Raw genomic sequence first — 17822 nt, forward strand, 5'->3', positions numbered from 1 at the left:
GATTCGTATCCTTGCGGTCGCATCGTTTCGGTTCCGACCGCATAAGTCCGTATTAATCTGCATCAATCTGCAACAATCTGCACTGATCCGCATCGGAATGCATCGAACCGCATCGGACCGCCGGAATCGAGGTAGTAGCTCCACCGATGGGATCGCCGCAGCCTGAGCGCCGCACCGCCCCGCCCCCGGCCGAGGGGTCGTCCGGGCACGACGGGCTGCTGCCCGTGGCCGGGTGGACCCTGCGGGTCCTGCCCGTCGCCGTCATCGTCTGCGTCGTCGTGATCGGCTTCGCGACCCCGCCCGAAGTGCACGTCGGCCCGCTGCTTGCGGTCGCGCCCGCGCTGGCCGGCCTCACCCGTGGTTCGGCCCGCACCCCCGTGTGGATCGGTATCCTCGCGGCCGGCGCGATGCTGGTGCTCAGCAATCTGGGCGAGACAAAGGGCGACGGCGAGCCGTTCGTGACGCTGCTCTCGATCTTCCTGGTCTCGATGACCAGCTGGGCCGGCGTCCAGGTCCGGCGCCGCCAGGATCGCAAGCTGGAGGACGTCCGCAGCGTCGCCGAGGCCGCCCAGCACGTCCTGCTCAGCCCCGTGCCGCGGCGGATCGGCCCGGTCCGGGTCGGCGTGCGGTACCGGGCGGCGGCGGCCGAGGCGCGCATCGGCGGCGACCTGTACGAGGTGATCCTCACGCCCTACGGGGTCCGCGCGGTGGTCGGCGACGTCCGCGGCAAGGGCCTCGGCGCGGTGCAGACCGCGGCGGCCGTGCTCGGCGCGTTCCGGGAGGCCGCGTACGAGGAGCCCGGTCTGCCCGGCGTGGTCCAGCGCATCGCGGCGAGCATGAGCCGGCGCCTCGAGGAGAACGTCGAAGAGTTCGTGACGCTCGTGCTGGTCGGCTTCCCGCCGCAGGGCGGCGTCGAGATCGTCAACTGCGGCCACCCGGCCCCGCTGCTCCTCCGGGCGGCCCGCGCCGAGCTGCTCGAACCGCCCTCGCCGGTGCCGCCGCTGGGCATCGTGGACCCGGCGCTGTTCGGGATCCCGGTCCTGGACCTACCGGTCCAGCCCGGCGACCGGTTGCTGCTCTACACGGACGGCATCGTCGAGGCCCGCGACGCGCAAGGCGTCTTCTACCCCCTTCTCGACCGCGCGCCGGACAGCATGCCGGGCGTCGAGGAGACGCTGGACCGGCTCGACGCCGACGTGCAGCGGCACGTCGGGCGGCCGCTCCAGGACGATGCGGCGATGCTCCTGCTCATGTACGCGCCGGGCGTCGGAGGCATCTACGACACGGGCCCGCTGCCGCCCGCCGACCTGCACAAACGGACCTGACGCACGGCCCCTCCCCGGAGCGTCACAGGTCCAGTTCCACGACCAGCGCGCAGTGGTCCGACACGCCCAGCCGCACGACCTCGGTACGCCGCACCGCGTCCGGCCCGAGCCCGTGCCCGAAGACGTGGTCGAACTGCACGCGCGGCCGGTACGACGGATAGGTCGGCACCCGGGCCAGCGACCGCCAGCGCACCCGGTGCCGCCGCGGCCGGGCCGGTGTGCCGCGCTCCGGGCGCCGCCCGACCACCGCCTGCGGGATCCGGCCGGGCAGGTTGAAGTCGCCGAGCAGCAGCTTCGGCTGCGGCAGGTCCGCGGACGACCGGCCGACCCGCGACAACTGCGAGACGTTCCACCCCGGGACGAACGACAAGTGCGCGGCCAGCACGGTCAGCGGCCCGTGCGGGCCGTCCACCACCGCGGCGAGCACCGCGCGCGGCTCGTCCGGCACCCGGGTCAGCCCCGGCCGGCCCTGCACCCGCAGCGGCAGGCTCAGCGGCGCGGCCGGGAAGCGCCGGGCCCGCCAGCGCAGCACCGGCAGCCGGGACACCAGTGCGATGCCGTACGAGGGCCCGCCGGTGCCGTCCTGCGCGGGGCCGTAGACGTGCCGCTCGGGTTCGCCCGGATCCGGCAGCCACCCCGACACCGGCGCCGGGACGCCGTGCACCGACGCCAGGAACCTCCAGTCGGCTGCCCCCAGCGCGCGGGCCGCGACCGCCGCCTGGTCCGCCCCGCCGGACCGCTCCTGATGGCGGTCGACCTCCTGCAGCGCCACGATGTCGGCGTCCAGCGCGGCCAGCGCCTCGGCGAGCCGGTCCGGTCCCGCGGTCCCGTCGTCCAGCGCCATCCCGTGCAGCAGATTGAACGTGGCCACGCGCAGCACAGTCATGAACCGACGGTACGGGCCGCCCCGCGGACCCGCAGCGCATTGCCGCGACCCGCCCGCCGCTCCGGGGCCATCCCGCTTCCCCGGCCCGTGCCGCGATCGTGTAGACCGGAAGCACGCGCCGCGCTCCGGGAATGCCCGGCAGTCGGCTGCGGCTGGGACGAAACGGAACACGGAACGACGTGCGAGAACGAGGGGTGTGTTCGTGGGCGATCGCGATCCGAGACTGCCGCTGACCCGGGCCGGCCACGACCGGGCGGCCGTGCACCGGCTCGACGAGGCCTGGTTGGCGCAGGCGTGGGCCACCCCCGAGACCCGCGTCCTGGTCATCGAGCAGGGCAAGGTGCACTGGACCGACGCGGGCGGTCCGGCGCTGGTCCTCGTGGGACCGGGCGACGCCCCCGAGGGCGAGCGGTACTTCCTCGGCCTGGACCCGGACGGCGTGGCGTTCTTCGCGGTCGCCGCCGCGGCCCTGCCCGAGGGCGTCGACGCCCAGGTCGGCCACCTGTTCACCCTCGGTTCGACGCTCGGCGAGCGCGACGCGGGCCTGCTGGTGCACGCGTACGGGCTGGAGAACTGGCACCGCACGCACACTTTCTGCGCGCGCTGCGGGCAGCCGACCGAGCCGGTCGCCGCCGGGCACGTGCGCAAGTGCACGGTGTGCGCCGCGGAGCACTTCCCGCGGACCGACCCCGCGGTGATCATGCTCGTCGTCGACCCGCAGGACCGGGCGCTGCTGGGCCGCCAGACGAGCTGGCCGGAGAAGCGCTTCTCGACGCTGGCCGGATTCGTCGAGCCGGGCGAGTCGCTGCGCCAGGCGGTGATCCGCGAGGTGGCCGAGGAGGCCGGCGTGCGGGTCGCCGACGTGACCTACATCGACAGCCAGCCGTGGCCGTTCCCGTCCAGCCTCATGCTCGGGTTCCACGCCACCTCGGTGGACGACCGCATCGACGTGGACGGCACCGAGATCGCCGAGGCCCGGTGGTTCTCGCGCGAGGAGCTGCGCGCCGCGGTGGACGCGGGGGAGATCCTGCTGCCCGGCGCGATCTCCATCTCGCGGCACCTGATCGAGCTCTGGTATGGCGAGCCCATCCCGGAGACCAACAAGTGGTGACCGGCCGGCGCTGAGCCGCCGCGCGGTCGTCCGCGGACCCCGGCGGACATGCGAGGGCCCCGGCAGCGGATCCGCTGCCGGGGCCCTTCGCGTTCAAGCTGCGTTCAAGACGCGCTCGAGCTGTCGATCAAGCCGTCGCTCAAGCCGTCACGCGGCGGCAGCCGCGAAGGCGTCCTTCACCTGGGCGAGGCTCGGGTTGGTGGCGACCCACTGGATCTCGCCGCCGACCGTCACGACCACGGTCGGAACGGTCTGGTTGCCGCCGTTGACGCTCATCACGTAGTCGGCCGCCGCGGCGTCCTGCTCGATGTCGACCTCGGTGTAGGCCAGACCCTCGCGCTCCATCTGGCTCTTGAGGCGGCGGCAGTACCCGCACCACGGGGTGCTGTACATCGTCACGGTGGCCGACATCGGCGAGGTCTCCTCTGCTGCGGGTGGACGTACTGACGTCACAACGTACGACGCCGCCGGGTTTCTTCCGCAACCGCACAGCCTGTGGACAACTTCACGTCCGCGACAGTGCGGCCTGAGAGGATGGCCCGGTGTTCGACCAGTACGGGCCCCCGCCCACCGCCGACGAGATCCTCGACGCGCTCGACCCGGAGCAGCGCCGAGTGGCCAAGTCCGTCGACGGTGCCGTCTGCGTGCTCGCCGGTGCCGGCACGGGCAAGACTCGGGCGATCACCCACCGCATCGCGTACGGCGTGCTGACCGGTGTGATGCAGCCCACCCAGACCCTCGCGGTCACCTTCACCGCGCGGGCCGCGGGGGAGATGCGCGGGCGGCTGCGGCAGCTGGGCGTGTCCGGTGTGCAGGCCCGGACCTTCCACTCGGCGGCGCTGCGCCAGCTGCAGTTCTTCTGGCCGCGCACCTACGGCGTGAACGCCCCGCGGCTGGTCGAGCGCAAGGTCCCGCTGGTCGCGGAGGCCGTCGCGGACTGCCGGCTGCGCGCCGACAAGGCCGAGTTGCGCGACCTGACCGGCGAGATCGAGTGGGCCAAGGCCACCCAGACCGCGCCCGACGACTATCCGGGCCAGGTGCTGGCCACCAAGCGCAAGCCGCCGCGGGACGCCGCCGAGGTGGCCCGGGTCTATGCGGCGTACGAGAAGATCAAGGCCGGCCGCGGCCAGATGGACTTCGAGGATGTCCTGCTGCTGACCGTCGGCCTGCTCGACGAGCGCATCGAGGTGCGCGAGCAGGTCCAGGCGCAGTACAAGCACTTCACCGTCGACGAGTACCAGGACGTCAACCCGCTGCAGCAGCGGCTCCTCGACCTGTGGTCCCAGCAGTCCCGCAGCCTGTGCGTGGTCGGCGACGCGAGCCAGACCATCTACTCGTTCACCGGGGCCACCCCCGGCTTCCTGCTCGGCTTCCGGCACCGGCACCGCAGCGCCGAGGTCGTCGAGCTGGTCCGCGACTACCGCTCCACCCCGCAGGTGGTGCGGCTCGCCAACCGGCTGCTCACGCATGCCACCGGTGAGGCCGCCAAGCACCGCATCGAGCTGATCTCGCAGCGCGCCGACGGCCCGGCGCCGGAGTATGTCGAGTTCGGCGACGAGCCCGGCGAGGCCGAGGGCGTCGCCCGGCGCGTCGCCAAGCTCCTGGAGCAGGGCGTGCGGGCTGCCGAGATCGCGGTGCTCTTCCGCACCAATTCACAGTCCGAGAGCTACGAGCAGGCCCTCGCCGACCTGGGCATCCCGTACGTGCTGCGCGGCGCCGAGCGGTTCTTCGAGCGGCCCGAGGTGCGCCAGGCCGCGGTCCTGCTGCGCGGCGCGGCCCGCTCCGCGGACTCCGGCGCGGGCAGCGGGCTGGCCGCCGAGGTCGGCGCGGTGCTGGTCGCGGGCGGCTGGACCCCCGAGCCGCCGAGCGGATCCGGCCAGGTGCGCGAGCGCTGGGAGTCGCTGAACGCCCTGGTGCGGCTGTCCGAGGACTTCTCCGCGGCCCGCCCCGAGGCCACCCTGGCGGACTTCGTCGAGGAGTTGGCCGAGCGGGCCAACGCGCAGCACGCCCCGACCGTCGAAGGCGTCACGCTGGCCTCCCTGCACGCCGCCAAGGGCCTGGAGTGGGATGCCGTCTTCCTGGTCGGCCTGACCGAGGGCATGATGCCCATCACCTACGCCGACACCGACGAGAAGGTCGAGGAGGAGCGGCGGCTCCTGTACGTCGGGATCACCCGGGCCCGCGAGCACCTGACCTTGTCGTGGGCGCTGTCCCGGTCGCCCGGAGGGCGGCCGAACCGCAGGCCCTCGCGTTTTCTGGATGGTCTGCGCGGCGGCGGTCCGGTCTCGTCGGGCGGCAGTTTCGCGCGCACGGCCGGCGCCGCGGCCCCCGCGTCCGGCGAAGCGCGCGAGCGGGCCGAGCGCCGGACCCGGTCCGGGCCGGTGCGCTGCCGGGTGTGCGGGCGCGGCCTGGCCGAGGCGGCGGCCCGCAAGCTGGGCCGGTGCCTGGAGTGCCCGTCCGACCTGGACGAGGAGCTCTACCAGCGGCTGCTGGACTGGCGGAAGGGCCAGGCCGCGGAGCTGGGGCAGCCTGCGTACTGCGTGTTCACCGACGCCACGCTGACCGCGATCGCCGAGGCCCAGCCGTCGTCGGAGAACCAGCTGGCGGCCATCTCGGGCGTCACCCGTGCCAAGATCGGCAAGTTCGGCGACGATGTGCTCGCCCTGGTCGCAGGGCGGGTGCCGGGTACTTCGGAACCCTTCGTCGAGGCCCCGTGAAGGCCGTTCGACGAGGGACTTCCCTCAAGTGAGCGCAGACACGCGGAAAATAGTTTGCGCTCGTCTTGTTGCCCGATCTAACCTCACGAGCACGGTCAACGTGTTGACCGTGCTCGGCTGTGAAGTCGAGCCGCAGCAGCACGCTGCAGCAGAACCACCAGCACCACCTGTCCGAATCAGCTGATCCGGATCCGCCTCAGGCGGAGCCCCGAACATCCCGTGGAAGGGAGGCGAACGTCGTGTCGATCAACATCAAACTCTCAGTTGACGCCATTGCCGTCGCGCCCTCCGCGATGTCGGTGCGCTCTGCTGGGCTGGGTTCGCTGAAGCCTGCCTCCCTTTCGTCCTTGAACCTCAAGGGTCGGAACCTGCTCCTGGCTGCCTATGCCGGGACCGATGCCCGCATTCTCGCCACCGCCACGCCCGTAGTGGGCCTGGGCAGCGGCGAAGGCATCGGTCTGGCGGCAAGCGCCGAAGCAGGTTGGCAGGGCAGCGAGCGTACGAGTGTCATCACGCGCGATGAGCGACCGTCGGCATCCAGCGTGGCGGCATGCGAGCAGCAGCAGGTCGAGGACATGGCTCAGGCCATGGGCACGACCGGATTTGCCGGAATGCACGGGTACCCGTCCTGGAGGACGCGAACCTGACGATACGTCAGGTCGGCTTACCTCCAGGGCCGCGGAACCCGTACACCGGGATCCGCGGCCCTTGTTCTTTGCCCTGACCCAACCGGCAGGACGCGTCCACCAGGACCGCGAAGACAACCAACTGGCGACAACGCCAAACGAGTTCACTCACGAGGAGCACCACGTGCCGTTCGACAAGCCCCCCACCGCAGCTGCTTTGGCCGTCCCAGTACCGGAGGTAGACCTGATGACTCTGACCGCGTTCGACGACATCGAGACCGTCGAGGGCACCATCCCGTGCCGTTCGTACGACCCGGAGGTGTTCTTCGCCGAGTCGCCGGCCGACGTCGAGTACGCCAAGGCCCTCTGCGGCGAGTGCCCGGTCCGGGCCGCCTGCCTGCAGGGCGCGCTCGAGCGCCGCGAGCCGTGGGGCGTCTGGGGTGGCGAGCTGTTCATCCAGGGTGTCGTCGTGGCCCGCAAGCGGCCGCGTGGGCGTCCGCGCAAGACGGAGGTCGCCGCGTGAACCCCGCCGACCTGCCGCGCGCAGCCACCGTCCGCACCACCTCGAACGCACGCCAGGAACCGATGAGCACCCAGCCCGCACCCGCCGAGACCCACAGCACCCCGATCCTGGACAGGAACCGCGACATGTATCTGCTTCATGAAGCCCTCGCAAGAGCACAGATGGACGAACGACATCGGGAGGCCGAGCTGCACCGCCGTGCGGTGCACGTCCGGGCCGCGCGCAAGATGAAGCGCCGGGCCGAGGTGGCCTCGCTGCGCGCCCGCCGGGCCCTGGCCCTGGCGGTCATGCAGTAACACGGCGCCGACCTGCCGATGCGCACGGAAAACCTGCTGTGAAGACGTGAAGACCTGAAGAAGCGAAAGGGCGGGCACCCGAGAGGGTGCCCGCCCTTTGTGCGTCGATGCTTGCGGTCAGCCGGACTTGCCGGCGCCGGCGGCCCCGTCCGGGCCCCCGGCCCCTTCGGTCCCCGCGGTCTCCTCGAGTTCGTCGAACTCCTCGAACTCGTCCAGCTCGTCGTCGATTTCGTACTCCAGCTCGGCGAAGCCGGGGAGCCAGCACTCCAGTTCCTCGCGGAACGGCACCTCGGCGTCGAGCTGGCACAGCACGCCGATGGTGCTGAGCGTGACGCGGTGGATCAGCAGGTAGTTCGGCGGCAGGTTGAGCTGGCGGGCCATCGCGGACGCCGGGTTGCGCGGGTCGCCGATCCGGGCGCCCTGCAGCCGCAGCCAGGCGCGGGTGAAGCGGAAGCGCTCGACCTGCGCCGGCTCGACCATGGGCAGCAGGTAGTCGAGGACCTCCTGCGCATCGAGCTTGATGGACGGCTTGACGAAGCCCTCCGCGCGCAGCACCTCCATGACGCCCTCGGCCTCGTCGTCCAGGGCCAGCCGCATGGCCACCCCGATCGGTTCGGGCAGGCCGTCCGGCAGCCGGTTGACGGTGCCGAAGTCCAGGACGCCGAGCCGGCCGTCGGGCAGCAGCCGGAAGTTGCCCGGGTGCGAGTCGGCGTGCAGCATCCCGGTGCGCACCGGGCCGGAGAACAGGAACCGGACCAGCAGGTGCCCGGCCTGGTCGCGCTCCTCCGGGGTGCCCTTCTCGATGATCTTGGAGAGCGGGGTGCCGGTCATCCACTCGGTGACCAGCACGCGCTCCGCCTGGAAGACCACGCGCGGCACGAAGATGTCCGGGTCGTCGGCGAACTCGTCGGCGTGCGCCTGCTGGGCCTCGGCCTCCAGCTGATAGTCCAGCTCCTCGGCGACGCGCGCCTTGAGTTCGGCGATCAGCGGCTTGACGTCGATGCCGGGGATCAGCGCACCGGCGAACCGGGCCACATGGCCGAGCTGGTTGAGGTCGGAGATCAGCGCATCGCCGGCTCCCGGGTACTGGATCTTGACGGCCACCTCGCGGCCGTCGTGCCAGACCGCCCGGTGCACCTGCCCGATCGACGCGGCCGCGGCCGGCTTGTCGTCGAACTCCACGAACAGCGAGCGCCAGTCGGTGCCGAGGTTCTCGGCCAGCGCCTTGTGTACGGTGCGCACCGGCATCGGCGGCGCGGCGTCCTGCAGCTTGGTGAGCGCGGCGCGGTACGGCCCGGCGACTTCCTCGGGCAGGGCGGCCTCGAAGACGGACAGCGCCTGCCCGAGCTTCATGGCGCCGCCCTTGAGCTCGCCGAGCACCTTGAACATCTGCTGTGCGGTGCGCTGCTGGAGCTCGGCGGCGACGATCTCGGCCGGGCGGCCTCCTATCCGGCGCCCGAGCCCGATGGTCGCTCTGCCGGCGACGCCGAGCGGCAGCGATGCGAGCTTGGCGGTACGGGTCACCGCCCTGCGCGGAAGATCACTCATGCTTGCCCTTCGCCGGTTCGCTCGCATGGCTGGCTCACGATCCCATTGTGCGGGACGCGGTGCGCTGCCATGCACGATCAAGCGCCGGGCGCGCGGACCGGACCCGACCGTTGCGCGCTGCTTCCGTCCGACAATCGGACCAATCAGCGCACTGAACGCCGCAAAATGGAGGAAAATCACCGGTTGCTGCGATCGAACACGGGTGATTTGCGGACGCGGCGGCGAAGCAGCGGCTCGCGGCGCGCGGCGTTGGGTAACGTCTGGTTGTGGCCGCCGATCCCGGGGCCGGGCGCTCCGCCGTGCCCGGAAACCCGTACGAGAACGCCGTCGAAGTCCGCCGCAGCGCTCGACGGCGACGAACCGTGTCGGCCTACCGCGACGGCGACCGCACGGTCGTCCTGCTGCCCGCGCGGATGTCCGCGGCCGAGGAGCAGCGCTGGGTCGGCATAATGCTCGACCGGCTGGCCGCCCAGGAGAAGCGCCGGCGCCCGAGCGACGAGGCCTTGGCCTTGCGGGCCCGCGAGCTGTCCGACCGCTATCTCGGCGGCCGCGCCGTACCGCTGAGCGTGCGGTGGGTGGACAACCAGAACACCCGCTGGGGCTCGTGCACCCCGCTCGACGCGTCCATCCGGCTGTCCAGCCGCCTGCAGGGCATGCCGACCTATGTCGTCGACTACGTGCTGCTGCACGAGCTGGCCCATCTGCTGGTGCCCGGGCACGGCCCGCGATTCTGGACGCTGCTGGCCGCATACCCGCGGACCGAGCGGGCCCGCGGCTACCTGGAGGGCGTGGCCGCGTCCGGCGGACCCGACCTCTCGGACGAGGACGACGACGTCGACGGCCTCGACGGCATGGCCGATGCCGATGATGCGGACGACGCAGAGGACGACGTGGACGACGAGGACGCCGCCGCAGAGCTCAACGGCTGACCGGCGCGGCCGCCGCCCGGCGGCTGCCCGGTCGGCCCGCCGGCGCATCGCGTGCCGCCGGCGCGTCCGAACGGCTGAATCCGGCATACGGCCGCGCACCGGACCTCGGCGCCCGGCCGAGGTGAGGCATAACCCTCGGATCCCGGGTCCAACCTGCCGAGACCATCGCGGTGGTCCCTGCCTCCGTATTAACGTGATGCCTTGCCCCGCCGGGTGCCGTGCGATACCACGGCACCTCTGACGGAACCGGGAACGGCGTCTTCACGTCGGGATTCCACGGGGACTCGACCGAGTCTCCGCCGGGGGCCTGAACGGGGCCGAGGGGCCCGGCCCGACCCGGGTCGGGATGTTGTAGCGTGCCGTGCGCGGTGGGGGTCAATGCCCGGATGGGCCCCTTCTGACGGGAAGGGAGCCACGAGGTGGTCGAGTTCAGGAAGGGTCAGAAGGCCAAGCTGTCCGATCTGACCCCGGGAACCGATCTGTACGTCGGCCTGCGGCTTGACGCCCCGGGTTTGACGTTCGACATCAGCTGTTTCGGCCTGGACATGCAGGACCGGTTGTCCGACGACCGGTATTTCGTGTTCTTCAACCAGCCGAAGTCGCCCGAGGAGTCGATCCAGCTGCTCGGTGCGCAGGCGGGCGACCAGGAGTCGTTCCGCGTGACGCTGGACCGGGTGCCGCCGCAGATCGGCAAGCTCGCGTTCACCGCGACGATCGACGGCCAGGGCCAGATGTCCCAGGTCGCGTCCGGATACTTGCGCATCGCAGTGGGCGGCCAGGAGGTCGTCCGCTACGCGTTCTCCGGTGTGGAGTTCAGCACCGAGCGCGCCGTGATGATCGCCGACTTGTACCGCAAGGAGCCGTCGGTCTGGCGTTTCGCCGCCGTCGGCCAGGGCTTCGACGGCGGCCTCAAGGCACTCCTTGAGAACTTCGGCGGCGAGGCGGCCGAGGACGAGCCGGCCCAGCAGGCGGCGCCGCAGGCCGCACCCGCGTTCGGTGCGCCGCAGCAGGCCGCCCCGGCGTTCGGTGCGCCCGGCCAGCAGGCGCCCCCGCAGCAGGCTCCCGCGCCGCAGTTCGGCCCGCCGCCGGGTGCGCCGCAGCCGATGGCCGCGCAGCAGACCATGCCGATGCCGCAGCCGCAGCAGACGATGCCCATGCAGCAGCCGCCCGGGCAGTTCCCCGGCCAGCCCGGCATGCCCCCGCAGGGGATGCCGCCGCAAGGGATGCCCCCGCAGGGCATGCCGCCGCAGGGCATGGCCCCGCAGGGCCACATGGCGCCGCCCGCTCCCGGCATGCCGGGGCAGCAGATGCCCGGCCAGTACCCGGGCCAGCCCGGGATGCCGCAGCCCGGCATGCCCCCGCAGGGCATGCCCGGCCAGCCCGGCATGGCGCTGGGCACCGCGCAGGGCGGCATGAACCAGGCCGGCATGGGCCCGGCCGGACTGCCGATGGAGGCCCAGTACGGCTTCGGCCTCGACCAGTTCCGCGAGGTCCAGGGCCAGGGCCGCTGGGTCCAGCAGAACCCGAAGATGATCCGCGCGAGCCTGGCCGGCAGCACCGTCAAGGTGATCGCCAAGCAGGGCTCGATGGTCGCCTACCAGGGCAAGGTCGACTTCAAGTTCCAGGGCCAGAGCCTGCGCGGCCGGTTCGAGAACCGGCAGACCGGCCAGTCCATGGAGCTCATGCGGTGCGAGGGCGACGGCGAGGTGTTCTTCGCCGAGGACGCCGCCAACCTGCACCTGGTCGAGCTGGCCGGGCACCGGCTGTGCGTCAACGCCGCCAACGTCCTGTGCTGGGACGAGGGCCTCACGCTCGAGGTGCAGCGCATCGAGGGCCAGGGCATCCCCGGCGGCGGCCTGTTCGTCCAGACCTTCAGCGGCAACGGCACCGTGGTCGTCAAGACCATGGGCATCCCGATGGTGCTGCCGGTCAACCCGGGCGCCCCCACCTTCGCGGACACCAACGCGATCGTGGCGTGGACGCACGGCATGCAGGTGTCGACCAGCACGGCGGTACGCGTGCGTCGTACGGCGTACCCCGGGCACAGCGGCGAGACGGTTTCGCTGCAGTTCCGGGGCATGCAGGGCCACTTCATCGTCGTCCAGCCGTACGAGGTGTGAGGGGACCATGAACCAGCAGATGATGGCCGCGTACGGCCAGCAGGCGCCGGTCGGGCGGATGAGCCCGCACGGCAACAAGATTTGCCGCGTCGCGATGCAGCAGGGCTACGACCTGTTCGCCAAGCAGGGCTCGATGATCGCCTACAACGGCTTCATCACCTACTCCCCGTACCGCGAGAACCGCGGCGCGCGGATGCGCGGCCGGGCCGCGGGCGAGACGCTCGAGCTCATGCAGTGCTCCGGGCAGGGCGACCTGTACCTCGCCGACTACGGCGCCGACGTGGTGATGCTGCAGCTCCAGGGCAACGGCATCTCGGTCAACGGCTCGAACATCCTCGCCTTCGACGCGCAGCTGACGAAGTCGATCGAGTTCGTCTCCGGCATCGCCAACAAGTTCAGCGGCAACGGGATGACCAACATCACGCTGACCGGGAACGGCTGGGTGGCCATCACCACCCGCGGCACGCCGGTCGTCCTCGACCCCTCGCAGCAGGAGACCTGCGTCGACCCGGACGCCCTGGTGGCCTGGTCGACCGGCCTGCGGATCAAGAGCAAGCGTTCGGCGCGCATGGGTGCGCTGGTCGGCCGCGGCACCGGCGAGGCCATGCAGGTCGCGTTCAGCGGCGCCGGCTTCGTCGTCGTCCAGCCCTCCGAGGACTCCACCGACCGCTTCAAGATCCGCGGCTGAGCGGGGGAGAGACGATGCAGAGTTCACTGTTCGGCTACATGGAGGTCCAGTCGCAGGAGCGCTGGGCCCACCAGAACGCCCAGATGCTGCGGATCATGCTCGGCCAGCAGAACCGCGAGGTGCTGGCCCGCAAGGGCACGATGGTCGCCTTCACCGGCGGCATCGACTTCGACGGCCACCTGCAGTCCGGCGGCGAGCGCCAGGCCGCGCGGCAGACCGGCGAGCAGCTCGACCTGATGCGCTGCTCCGGCAACGGCACCGTGTTCCTCGCGAACATGGCGCAGTCCATCCACGTCATCGACCTCGCCAACGAGGGCCTGACCGTGGACGGCCAGTACGTGCTGGCCCTCGACTCGACGCTCAGCTGGAACGTCGTGCGGATCGAGAGCGAGCAGGGCATCGCCGGCGTCGGCGGCGGCTACAACCTGGAGATCGGCGGCACCGGCAAGCTCGCTGTCATGACCTCGGGCAAGCCGCTGGTCATGCAGGTCACGCCGCAGCAGGAGGTCTTCGCGGACGCCGACGCGGTCATCGCGTGGAGCACCAGCCTGGTGACCCGCATGGAGTCGCAGCTGACCTCGCAGCGCGTGTGGAGCCGCCGCGGCGGCACCGGCGAGGGCTGGAACCTGAGCTTCCAGGGCCAGGGCTACGTCATCGTGCAGCCCAGCGAGATGCTGCCGCCGACGGCCTTCACCTCGGCGGGCGGCTTCATGGCCAACCGCGGCATGGGCCAGCAGGGCATGCGCGGCAACACCTGGGGCAGCTGACCCCGGGACGGATACGCACGGCTGAGGGGCGCACCCGCAAGGGTGCGCCCCTCAGCCGTTTCAGGGGTGTCAGCCCAGCAGCTTGGCGGCGCGCGCGACCAGCGTGCGCACGGCATCGTCGGTCTTGTCGGGCAGCGCGTCGAACGGGAACCAGCGCAGGTCGAGCGACTCCTCGCTGATCGCGGCCTGCGCGTCCGGTGCGGCGACCGCGACGTACTCGACGTCGAAGTGCACGCTGGCCAGGTCCGGGCCGCCGCACTTCACCTCGTGCCGGTCCAGGCACACCGGCTCGGGCAGCAGCTCCAGATCGTCGATGCCGCCCTCCTCGACCGCCTCGCGCAGCGCCGCGGCGGCGAGCGTCGCATCGCCCGGTTCGCAGTGCCCGCCGGTCTGCAGCCACAGCCCGACCTTGGGATGCAGCGTGAGCAGCGCCCGCCCGCCGACCGGGTCCACGATCAGCGCACTTGCGGTCAGATGCCCCTCGCGCCGGGCTTTCCACATGCCGTCGGGGTAGGCGTCGAGGTGCGCGAGATAGCCATCCCGCAACCGGGCCTGCGCATCATCCGGCGCGACCCAACCGGTGAGCACCCGTCGGGCGTCGTCATGGAGCGTCATACCCCCAAGCCTGCCGCAAACGGGCCGCCGCCCGACCACCAGGGCGACGCGGACGGCGACCTGGACCACACGCCAAGGCACGCCAGCCCCCGCTCCGCCGCTTGCCGCCCCCAGGCGAGACGCACTTCGACGCGACGACTCGTGTGCACCGCGACGCCCCCGACGACGACCGGCAGCCGGCACCGCACCTGAGGACGGGGCCCGCGCCGCGCCCGCGCGCAACGAGCCGCCCCAGCGATGGGGGCAGGTCGCGCCCCCACCTGCCACAGATGGCGGCTCGCGCAGCAGGAGCACAGCGGGCCGTCCTGCTTGCCGCCTGTCTCCGGTGACGGGCAGGCGGTGCCACAGGCCGGCGGATGTGCTGCGTGCGCGATGCCTGGAGACGTTCCTCCACCGAGGTATGGGAACGCCGCGGAGTCTGGCGCGGGAGCGACGCGGATCTCGGTCGGAGGTCCAGGGCTTGCGGTGTCACCTCCATCCGGCCTGCCGCTCGTGCTTTTGCCGCCCCGCGGTCCCCGCATGGCGGGACACGGGCTTGGGTGGCTGCTTTGCGGGGCGGATGTGGTGCGTGTGGTGCCCGGACGTGCCCAGTCACGCGTCGGCAGGGCTGTCGGGAAATGCCGCGGCACCCGGCGCGGAAGCGCGCCAGGTGCCGCGGGGGGCCTTGCGGGTGGGTCAGGCGGGCGTGCCCTTGTCGTCTTCGTCCGCCTTGCCCTGGCCGTCCTCGCTCGTGTCGTCCTTGCTGTCGTTCTTGTCCTTTTCGGCCTGGGCGGCCTGGGCGGCCTTGGCGTCCAGGGCCTCCAGGTCGGCGTCCAGCTGGGCGGTCAGGCCGGACAGGTCCAGTTCCTCGCGGTGCACGAAGCCGTCCGGGTCGTCCAGGTCGTCTGCGGTGGGCAGCATGTCCGGGTGCGCCCACAGCGCGTCGCGGCCCTCGATGCCGCGGGCGTCGGCGAGCGAGGCCCACAGGCGCGAGGCGTCGCGGAGGCGGCGCGGGCGCAGCTCCAGGCCGACCAGGGTGGCGAACGTCTGCTCGGCCGGGCCGCCGGTGGCCCGGCGGCGGCGCAGGGTCTCGCGCAGCGCGTCCGCGGAGGGCAGCCGCGGCGCAGCCGCAGCGTGCACGACGGCGTCGACCCAGCCCTCGACCAGCGCCAGCGCGGTCTCCAGGCGGGCCAGTGCGGCCTTCTGCTGCGGGGTCTCCTCCGGTTCGAACAGACCCTGCGTGAAGGCCTCCTGCAGGGCCTCCGGGTTGGTCGGGTCGAGCCGGCCCGCGGCCTCTTCGAGGCGGCTCATGTCGACCTTGATGCCGCGCGCGTACGCGTCGACCGCACCGAAGAGGTGCTGCCGCAGCCACGGCACGTGGGCGAAGAGCCGCTGGTGGGCGGCCTCGCGCAGGGCCAGGTACAGGCGTACTTCGTCCTGCGGCAGGCCGAGGCCCGCGCCGAACGCGGCCAGGTTCGCGGGCAGCAGCGCGGCGCGCCCCGCGGGGCCGATCGGCAGGCCGATGTCGGCCGAGCCGACCACCTCGCCGGCCAGCGCACCGAGCGCCTGGCCGACCTGGGCGCCGAACATCGCGCCGCCCATGCCGCGCATCATGCCGATCAGCGGCCCGGCCATCTGCTGCATCTCGCCGGGCATCATCTCGCCCATGGCGCTGACCACCCGGGTGGCCAGCGGTTCGACCAGGTCCTTCCACTGCGGAAGGGTCGCCTCGATCCACTCCGCGCGGCTCCAGGCCAGCGTGGTGCTCGCCCCGGAGGGCAGCGGGGTGGCCTCGTCGAGCCACAGCTCGGCCAGCCGCACCGCCTCCTCGACCGCACTGCGGTCGACCTGCCCGATGCTCGCGTCGCCGCCCTTCTGGGCCACGGTCTGCCGGGCGATGTCGTGCGCGAGGTCCCAGTTGACCGGGCCGCCCTCGTACGAGAGCAGCTTGCCGAGCTGCTGGAACGCGGCGCCGAGGTCGGCCGGGTTCATGTTGCCGAACAGCGCACCGAAGGGGTTGTCCGGGTCGCCGCCGAACGGGTCGAAGCCGCCCGGCCCGCCCGGGCCCAGCGGTCCGCCCGGACCCTTGCCGCCGCCCGACGACCCGCCCGAGCTGTCGCCGAATCCGAACCCGGGGGAACTCCCGGACCCGCCTGACGCGTCGGAGGAGTCAGGGTCGCGGTCGGGATCGTTGCCGCCCGACGGCTTTCCGAAACCGAAGGGGAAGTCACCCATGACAACCTCCGTGCCGACCCCCGTCGCCGGGGGTATGGCGGCGGCCTGCTGGGCCGGCCGCGCCTCGTTTGAGCTGCCCGGGGGCGTGGGCACGGGACCTGGCGGGGCGCGCTTCGGCGCCTCGCGTCATGGTCATGGCCACACCTCGGGCAGGATGGATTGCGGATGCTGCGTCGCGTGCGGCCGTTCCGGACGCGTACTCCTCGGTAAACGTAGAGCAGCCGCACATACCAAACTAACCACGGGAGGCGGTCAGTGAGTTCCCAGCCTCCGCACGTTCGCTCTGGGCGGAGTGGGCGGGACCGGTCGGCGCAGCCGTCCGACGAGATGCCCCAGGAGGTCGACATCGAGACGCCCCGACGCGGGATGGGCCCGGGTGCGCGCCCGGTCGTCGCGGTCACCGGCGCGGCTTCCGGGATAGGCCACCGAGTGGCGCTGCTGCTGTCCGAGCACGAGCAGATCAAGCGGCTGGTCGCGATCGACGAGCGGCGCGGGGACATCCCCGGCGCGCAGTGGCGGATCATGGACGTCCGCGATCCGGCACTGGCGAGCCGGCTCGACGGCGTCGACGTCGTGGTCCACCTGGCGCTGGACATGTCGCTGGATTCCGAGCCGCGGGCCCGCGGCGCGCGCAACGTCCGCGGCACCCAGACGGTCCTGACCGCCGCCGCGGCGGCCGGGGTGCCACGTGTCGTGCTGTGCACCTCGGCGATGGTCTACGGCGCGCTGCCGGAGAACGAGACGCCGCTGGACGAGGACGCCCCGCTCAAGGCCACCGCGGACGCCTCGCTGGTCGGCGACCTGCTGGAGATCGAGGAGCTGGCCGCCCGCGCGCCGCGTGCGCACCGCGCACTCAACGTCACCGTGGTCCGGCCGGCCACCCTGGTCGGCGGTCCCGAGGCGGACAGCGTCATGACCCGGCACTTCGAGGCGCCGCGCCTGCTGGTGGTGTCCGGCAGCCGCCCGCGCTGGCAGTTCTGCCACGTCGACGACCTGGCCGAGGCGCTGGTGTACGCCGCGCTCGGCAAGGTCGAGGGCGTCGTGACGGTCGCCAGCGAGGGGTGGCTGGAGCAGGAGGAGATCGAGGAGCTGTCCGGTATGCGCCGGATGGAGCTGCCCGCGACCCTCGCGCTGGGCACCGCGGAGCGCTTGCACCGGCTCGGCCTGACCCCGGCGCCGGCCGGCGATCTGGCGTACGCGATGCACGGCTGGGTGGTGCCCTCCACCCGGCTCCGCGCGGCCGGCTGGCGCCCGCTGTGGACCAACGAGCTGGCGTTCGCGGCCCTCCTGGAGGACGTCGCGGGACGTCACGCGCTGGTCGCCCGGCGCCTGGGCCGCAAGGACGCCACGACTCTGGGTGCGGCGGGTGCCACCGTGGCGCTCATCGGCACCGCGGCCATCGTGCGGAAGGTGCGCAAGCGGCGCGGCATCTGAGGGTTGGACCCGCTCCGGGGGAC

16 protein-coding genes are annotated in these 17822 nt (G+C 72.3%); 11 read left to right on the forward strand and 5 right to left on the reverse strand.

Translation table 11 applies throughout. From position 1 onward, the window contains the following. Window positions 1-146 precede the first annotated feature (146 nt). Window positions 147-1325, forward strand: a complete 1179-nt coding sequence (locus LZ495_RS22040) for a PP2C family protein-serine/threonine phosphatase (RefSeq protein ID WP_235054505.1) — start codon at window positions 147-149, stop codon at window positions 1323-1325. Between the two features lie 22 nt (window positions 1326-1347). Here the strand turns inward: LZ495_RS22040 and LZ495_RS22045 are convergent, their stop codons facing one another. Further along, entirely contained in the window at window positions 1348-2211 is an 864-nt protein-coding gene (locus LZ495_RS22045; protein WP_235054507.1) for an endonuclease/exonuclease/phosphatase family protein, read from the reverse strand. Window positions 2212-2413: 202 nt separating this feature from the next. Here LZ495_RS22045 and nudC point away from each other — a divergent pair, with 202 nt between their 5' ends. Continuing rightward, a complete protein-coding gene (nudC, locus tag LZ495_RS22050; protein WP_235054509.1) occupies window positions 2414-3322 on the forward strand; it encodes an NAD(+) diphosphatase in 909 nt (302 codons plus the stop codon). A 147-nt stretch (window positions 3323-3469) separates the two neighbouring features. Here nudC and LZ495_RS22055 read toward each other — a convergent pair whose 3' ends face one another. Then, a complete protein-coding gene (locus LZ495_RS22055; RefSeq protein WP_235054510.1) occupies window positions 3470-3733 on the reverse strand; it encodes a mycoredoxin in 264 nt (87 codons plus the stop codon). A 131-nt stretch (window positions 3734-3864) separates the two neighbouring features. On the opposite strand from LZ495_RS22055, the gene LZ495_RS22060 reads away from it, so the two are divergent. From LZ495_RS22060 to LZ495_RS22075, 4 genes are all read left to right on the forward strand, one after another. After that, entirely contained in the window at window positions 3865-6039 is a 2175-nt protein-coding gene (locus tag LZ495_RS22060; RefSeq protein WP_235054511.1) for an ATP-dependent DNA helicase UvrD2, read from the forward strand. 239 nt (window positions 6040-6278) lie between these two features. Then, entirely contained in the window at window positions 6279-6686 is a 408-nt protein-coding gene (locus LZ495_RS22065) for a hypothetical protein (RefSeq protein WP_235054512.1), read from the forward strand. Between the two features lie 163 nt (window positions 6687-6849). Then, on the forward strand, window positions 6850-7188 hold the full coding sequence (locus LZ495_RS22070) for a WhiB family transcriptional regulator (RefSeq protein ID WP_372498621.1): 339 nt from the start codon (window positions 6850-6852) through the stop codon (window positions 7186-7188). Beyond that, window positions 7185-7484: a putative WhiB-interacting protein gene (locus LZ495_RS22075; protein WP_505011343.1), complete on the forward strand. Its 300-nt coding sequence runs from the start codon at window positions 7185-7187 to the stop codon at window positions 7482-7484. Before LZ495_RS22070 ends, LZ495_RS22075 begins: the two co-directional genes overlap by 4 nt. Window positions 7485-7601: 117 nt before the next feature. On the opposite strand, the gene LZ495_RS22080 is transcribed toward LZ495_RS22075, so the two are convergent. Beyond that, complete coding sequence (locus LZ495_RS22080) at window positions 7602-9032, reverse strand: ABC1 kinase family protein (protein WP_235054514.1); 1431 nt, start codon at window positions 9030-9032, stop codon at window positions 7602-7604. Window positions 9033-9298: 266 nt separating this feature from the next. On the opposite strand from LZ495_RS22080, the gene LZ495_RS22085 reads away from it, so the two are divergent. From LZ495_RS22085 to LZ495_RS22100, 4 genes are all read left to right on the forward strand, one after another. After that, window positions 9299-9961, forward strand: coding sequence for a M48 metallopeptidase family protein (locus LZ495_RS22085; protein ID WP_235054515.1), 663 nt, complete (start codon window positions 9299-9301; stop codon window positions 9959-9961). Between the two features lie 419 nt (window positions 9962-10380). After that, window positions 10381-12081, forward strand: a complete 1701-nt coding sequence (locus LZ495_RS22090; RefSeq protein WP_235054516.1) for a TerD family protein — start codon at window positions 10381-10383, stop codon at window positions 12079-12081. 7 nt (window positions 12082-12088) lie between these two features. Further along, window positions 12089-12769 (forward strand): AIM24 family protein, encoded by a 681-nt coding sequence (locus LZ495_RS22095; RefSeq protein WP_235054518.1) that lies wholly within the window; start codon window positions 12089-12091, stop codon window positions 12767-12769. Window positions 12770-12783: 14 nt separating this feature from the next. Then, the gene (locus LZ495_RS22100; RefSeq protein WP_235054519.1) at window positions 12784-13536 is read left to right on the forward strand and encodes an AIM24 family protein; all 753 of its coding nucleotides are present in this window, start codon (window positions 12784-12786) and stop codon (window positions 13534-13536) included. A 69-nt stretch (window positions 13537-13605) separates the two neighbouring features. Here LZ495_RS22100 and LZ495_RS22105 read toward each other — a convergent pair whose 3' ends face one another. After that, window positions 13606-14151 carry an NUDIX hydrolase gene (locus tag LZ495_RS22105; protein ID WP_235054520.1) on the reverse strand — a complete coding sequence of 182 codons (546 nt, stop codon included), beginning with the start codon at window positions 14149-14151 and terminating at the stop codon, window positions 13606-13608. A gap of 675 nt (window positions 14152-14826) precedes the next feature. Continuing rightward, window positions 14827-16365 (reverse strand): zinc-dependent metalloprotease, encoded by a 1539-nt coding sequence (locus LZ495_RS22110; protein ID WP_235054521.1) that lies wholly within the window; start codon window positions 16363-16365, stop codon window positions 14827-14829. Window positions 16366-16692: 327 nt separating this feature from the next. Between LZ495_RS22110 and LZ495_RS22115 the strand changes: the two genes are divergently transcribed. After that, window positions 16693-17799 carry an NAD-dependent epimerase/dehydratase family protein gene (locus tag LZ495_RS22115; protein WP_235054522.1) on the forward strand — a complete coding sequence of 369 codons (1107 nt, stop codon included), beginning with the start codon at window positions 16693-16695 and terminating at the stop codon, window positions 17797-17799. The last annotated feature ends 23 nt before the right edge of the window (window positions 17800-17822 follow it).

The sequence above is a fragment of the Yinghuangia soli genome, from assembly GCF_021502675.1.
Lineage (GTDB): Bacteria > Actinomycetota > Actinomycetes > Streptomycetales > Streptomycetaceae > Yinghuangia > Yinghuangia soli.

What these genes read in the sequence shown, in the direction of transcription:
- LZ495_RS22040 (WP_235054505.1), top strand. Translation starts at nt 147, where the DNA reads ATGGGATCGCCGCAGCCTGAGCGCCGCACCGCCCCGCCCCCGGCCGAG.
- LZ495_RS22045 (WP_235054507.1), bottom strand. Translation starts at nt 2,211, where the DNA reads ATGACTGTGCTGCGCGTGGCCACGTTCAATCTGCTGCACGGGATGGCG.
- LZ495_RS22055 (WP_235054510.1), bottom strand. Translation starts at nt 3,733, where the DNA reads ATGTCGGCCACCGTGACGATGTACAGCACCCCGTGGTGCGGGTACTGC.
- LZ495_RS22080 (WP_235054514.1), bottom strand. Translation starts at nt 9,032, where the DNA reads ATGAGTGATCTTCCGCGCAGGGCGGTGACCCGTACCGCCAAGCTCGCA.
- LZ495_RS22095 (WP_235054518.1), top strand. Translation starts at nt 12,089, where the DNA reads ATGAACCAGCAGATGATGGCCGCGTACGGCCAGCAGGCGCCGGTCGGG.
- LZ495_RS22100 (WP_235054519.1), top strand. Translation starts at nt 12,784, where the DNA reads ATGCAGAGTTCACTGTTCGGCTACATGGAGGTCCAGTCGCAGGAGCGC.
- LZ495_RS22105 (WP_235054520.1), bottom strand. Translation starts at nt 14,151, where the DNA reads ATGACGCTCCATGACGACGCCCGACGGGTGCTCACCGGTTGGGTCGCG.
- LZ495_RS22110 (WP_235054521.1), bottom strand. Translation starts at nt 16,365, where the DNA reads ATGGGTGACTTCCCCTTCGGTTTCGGAAAGCCGTCGGGCGGCAACGAT.
- LZ495_RS22115 (WP_235054522.1), top strand. Translation starts at nt 16,693, where the DNA reads ATGCCCCAGGAGGTCGACATCGAGACGCCCCGACGCGGGATGGGCCCG.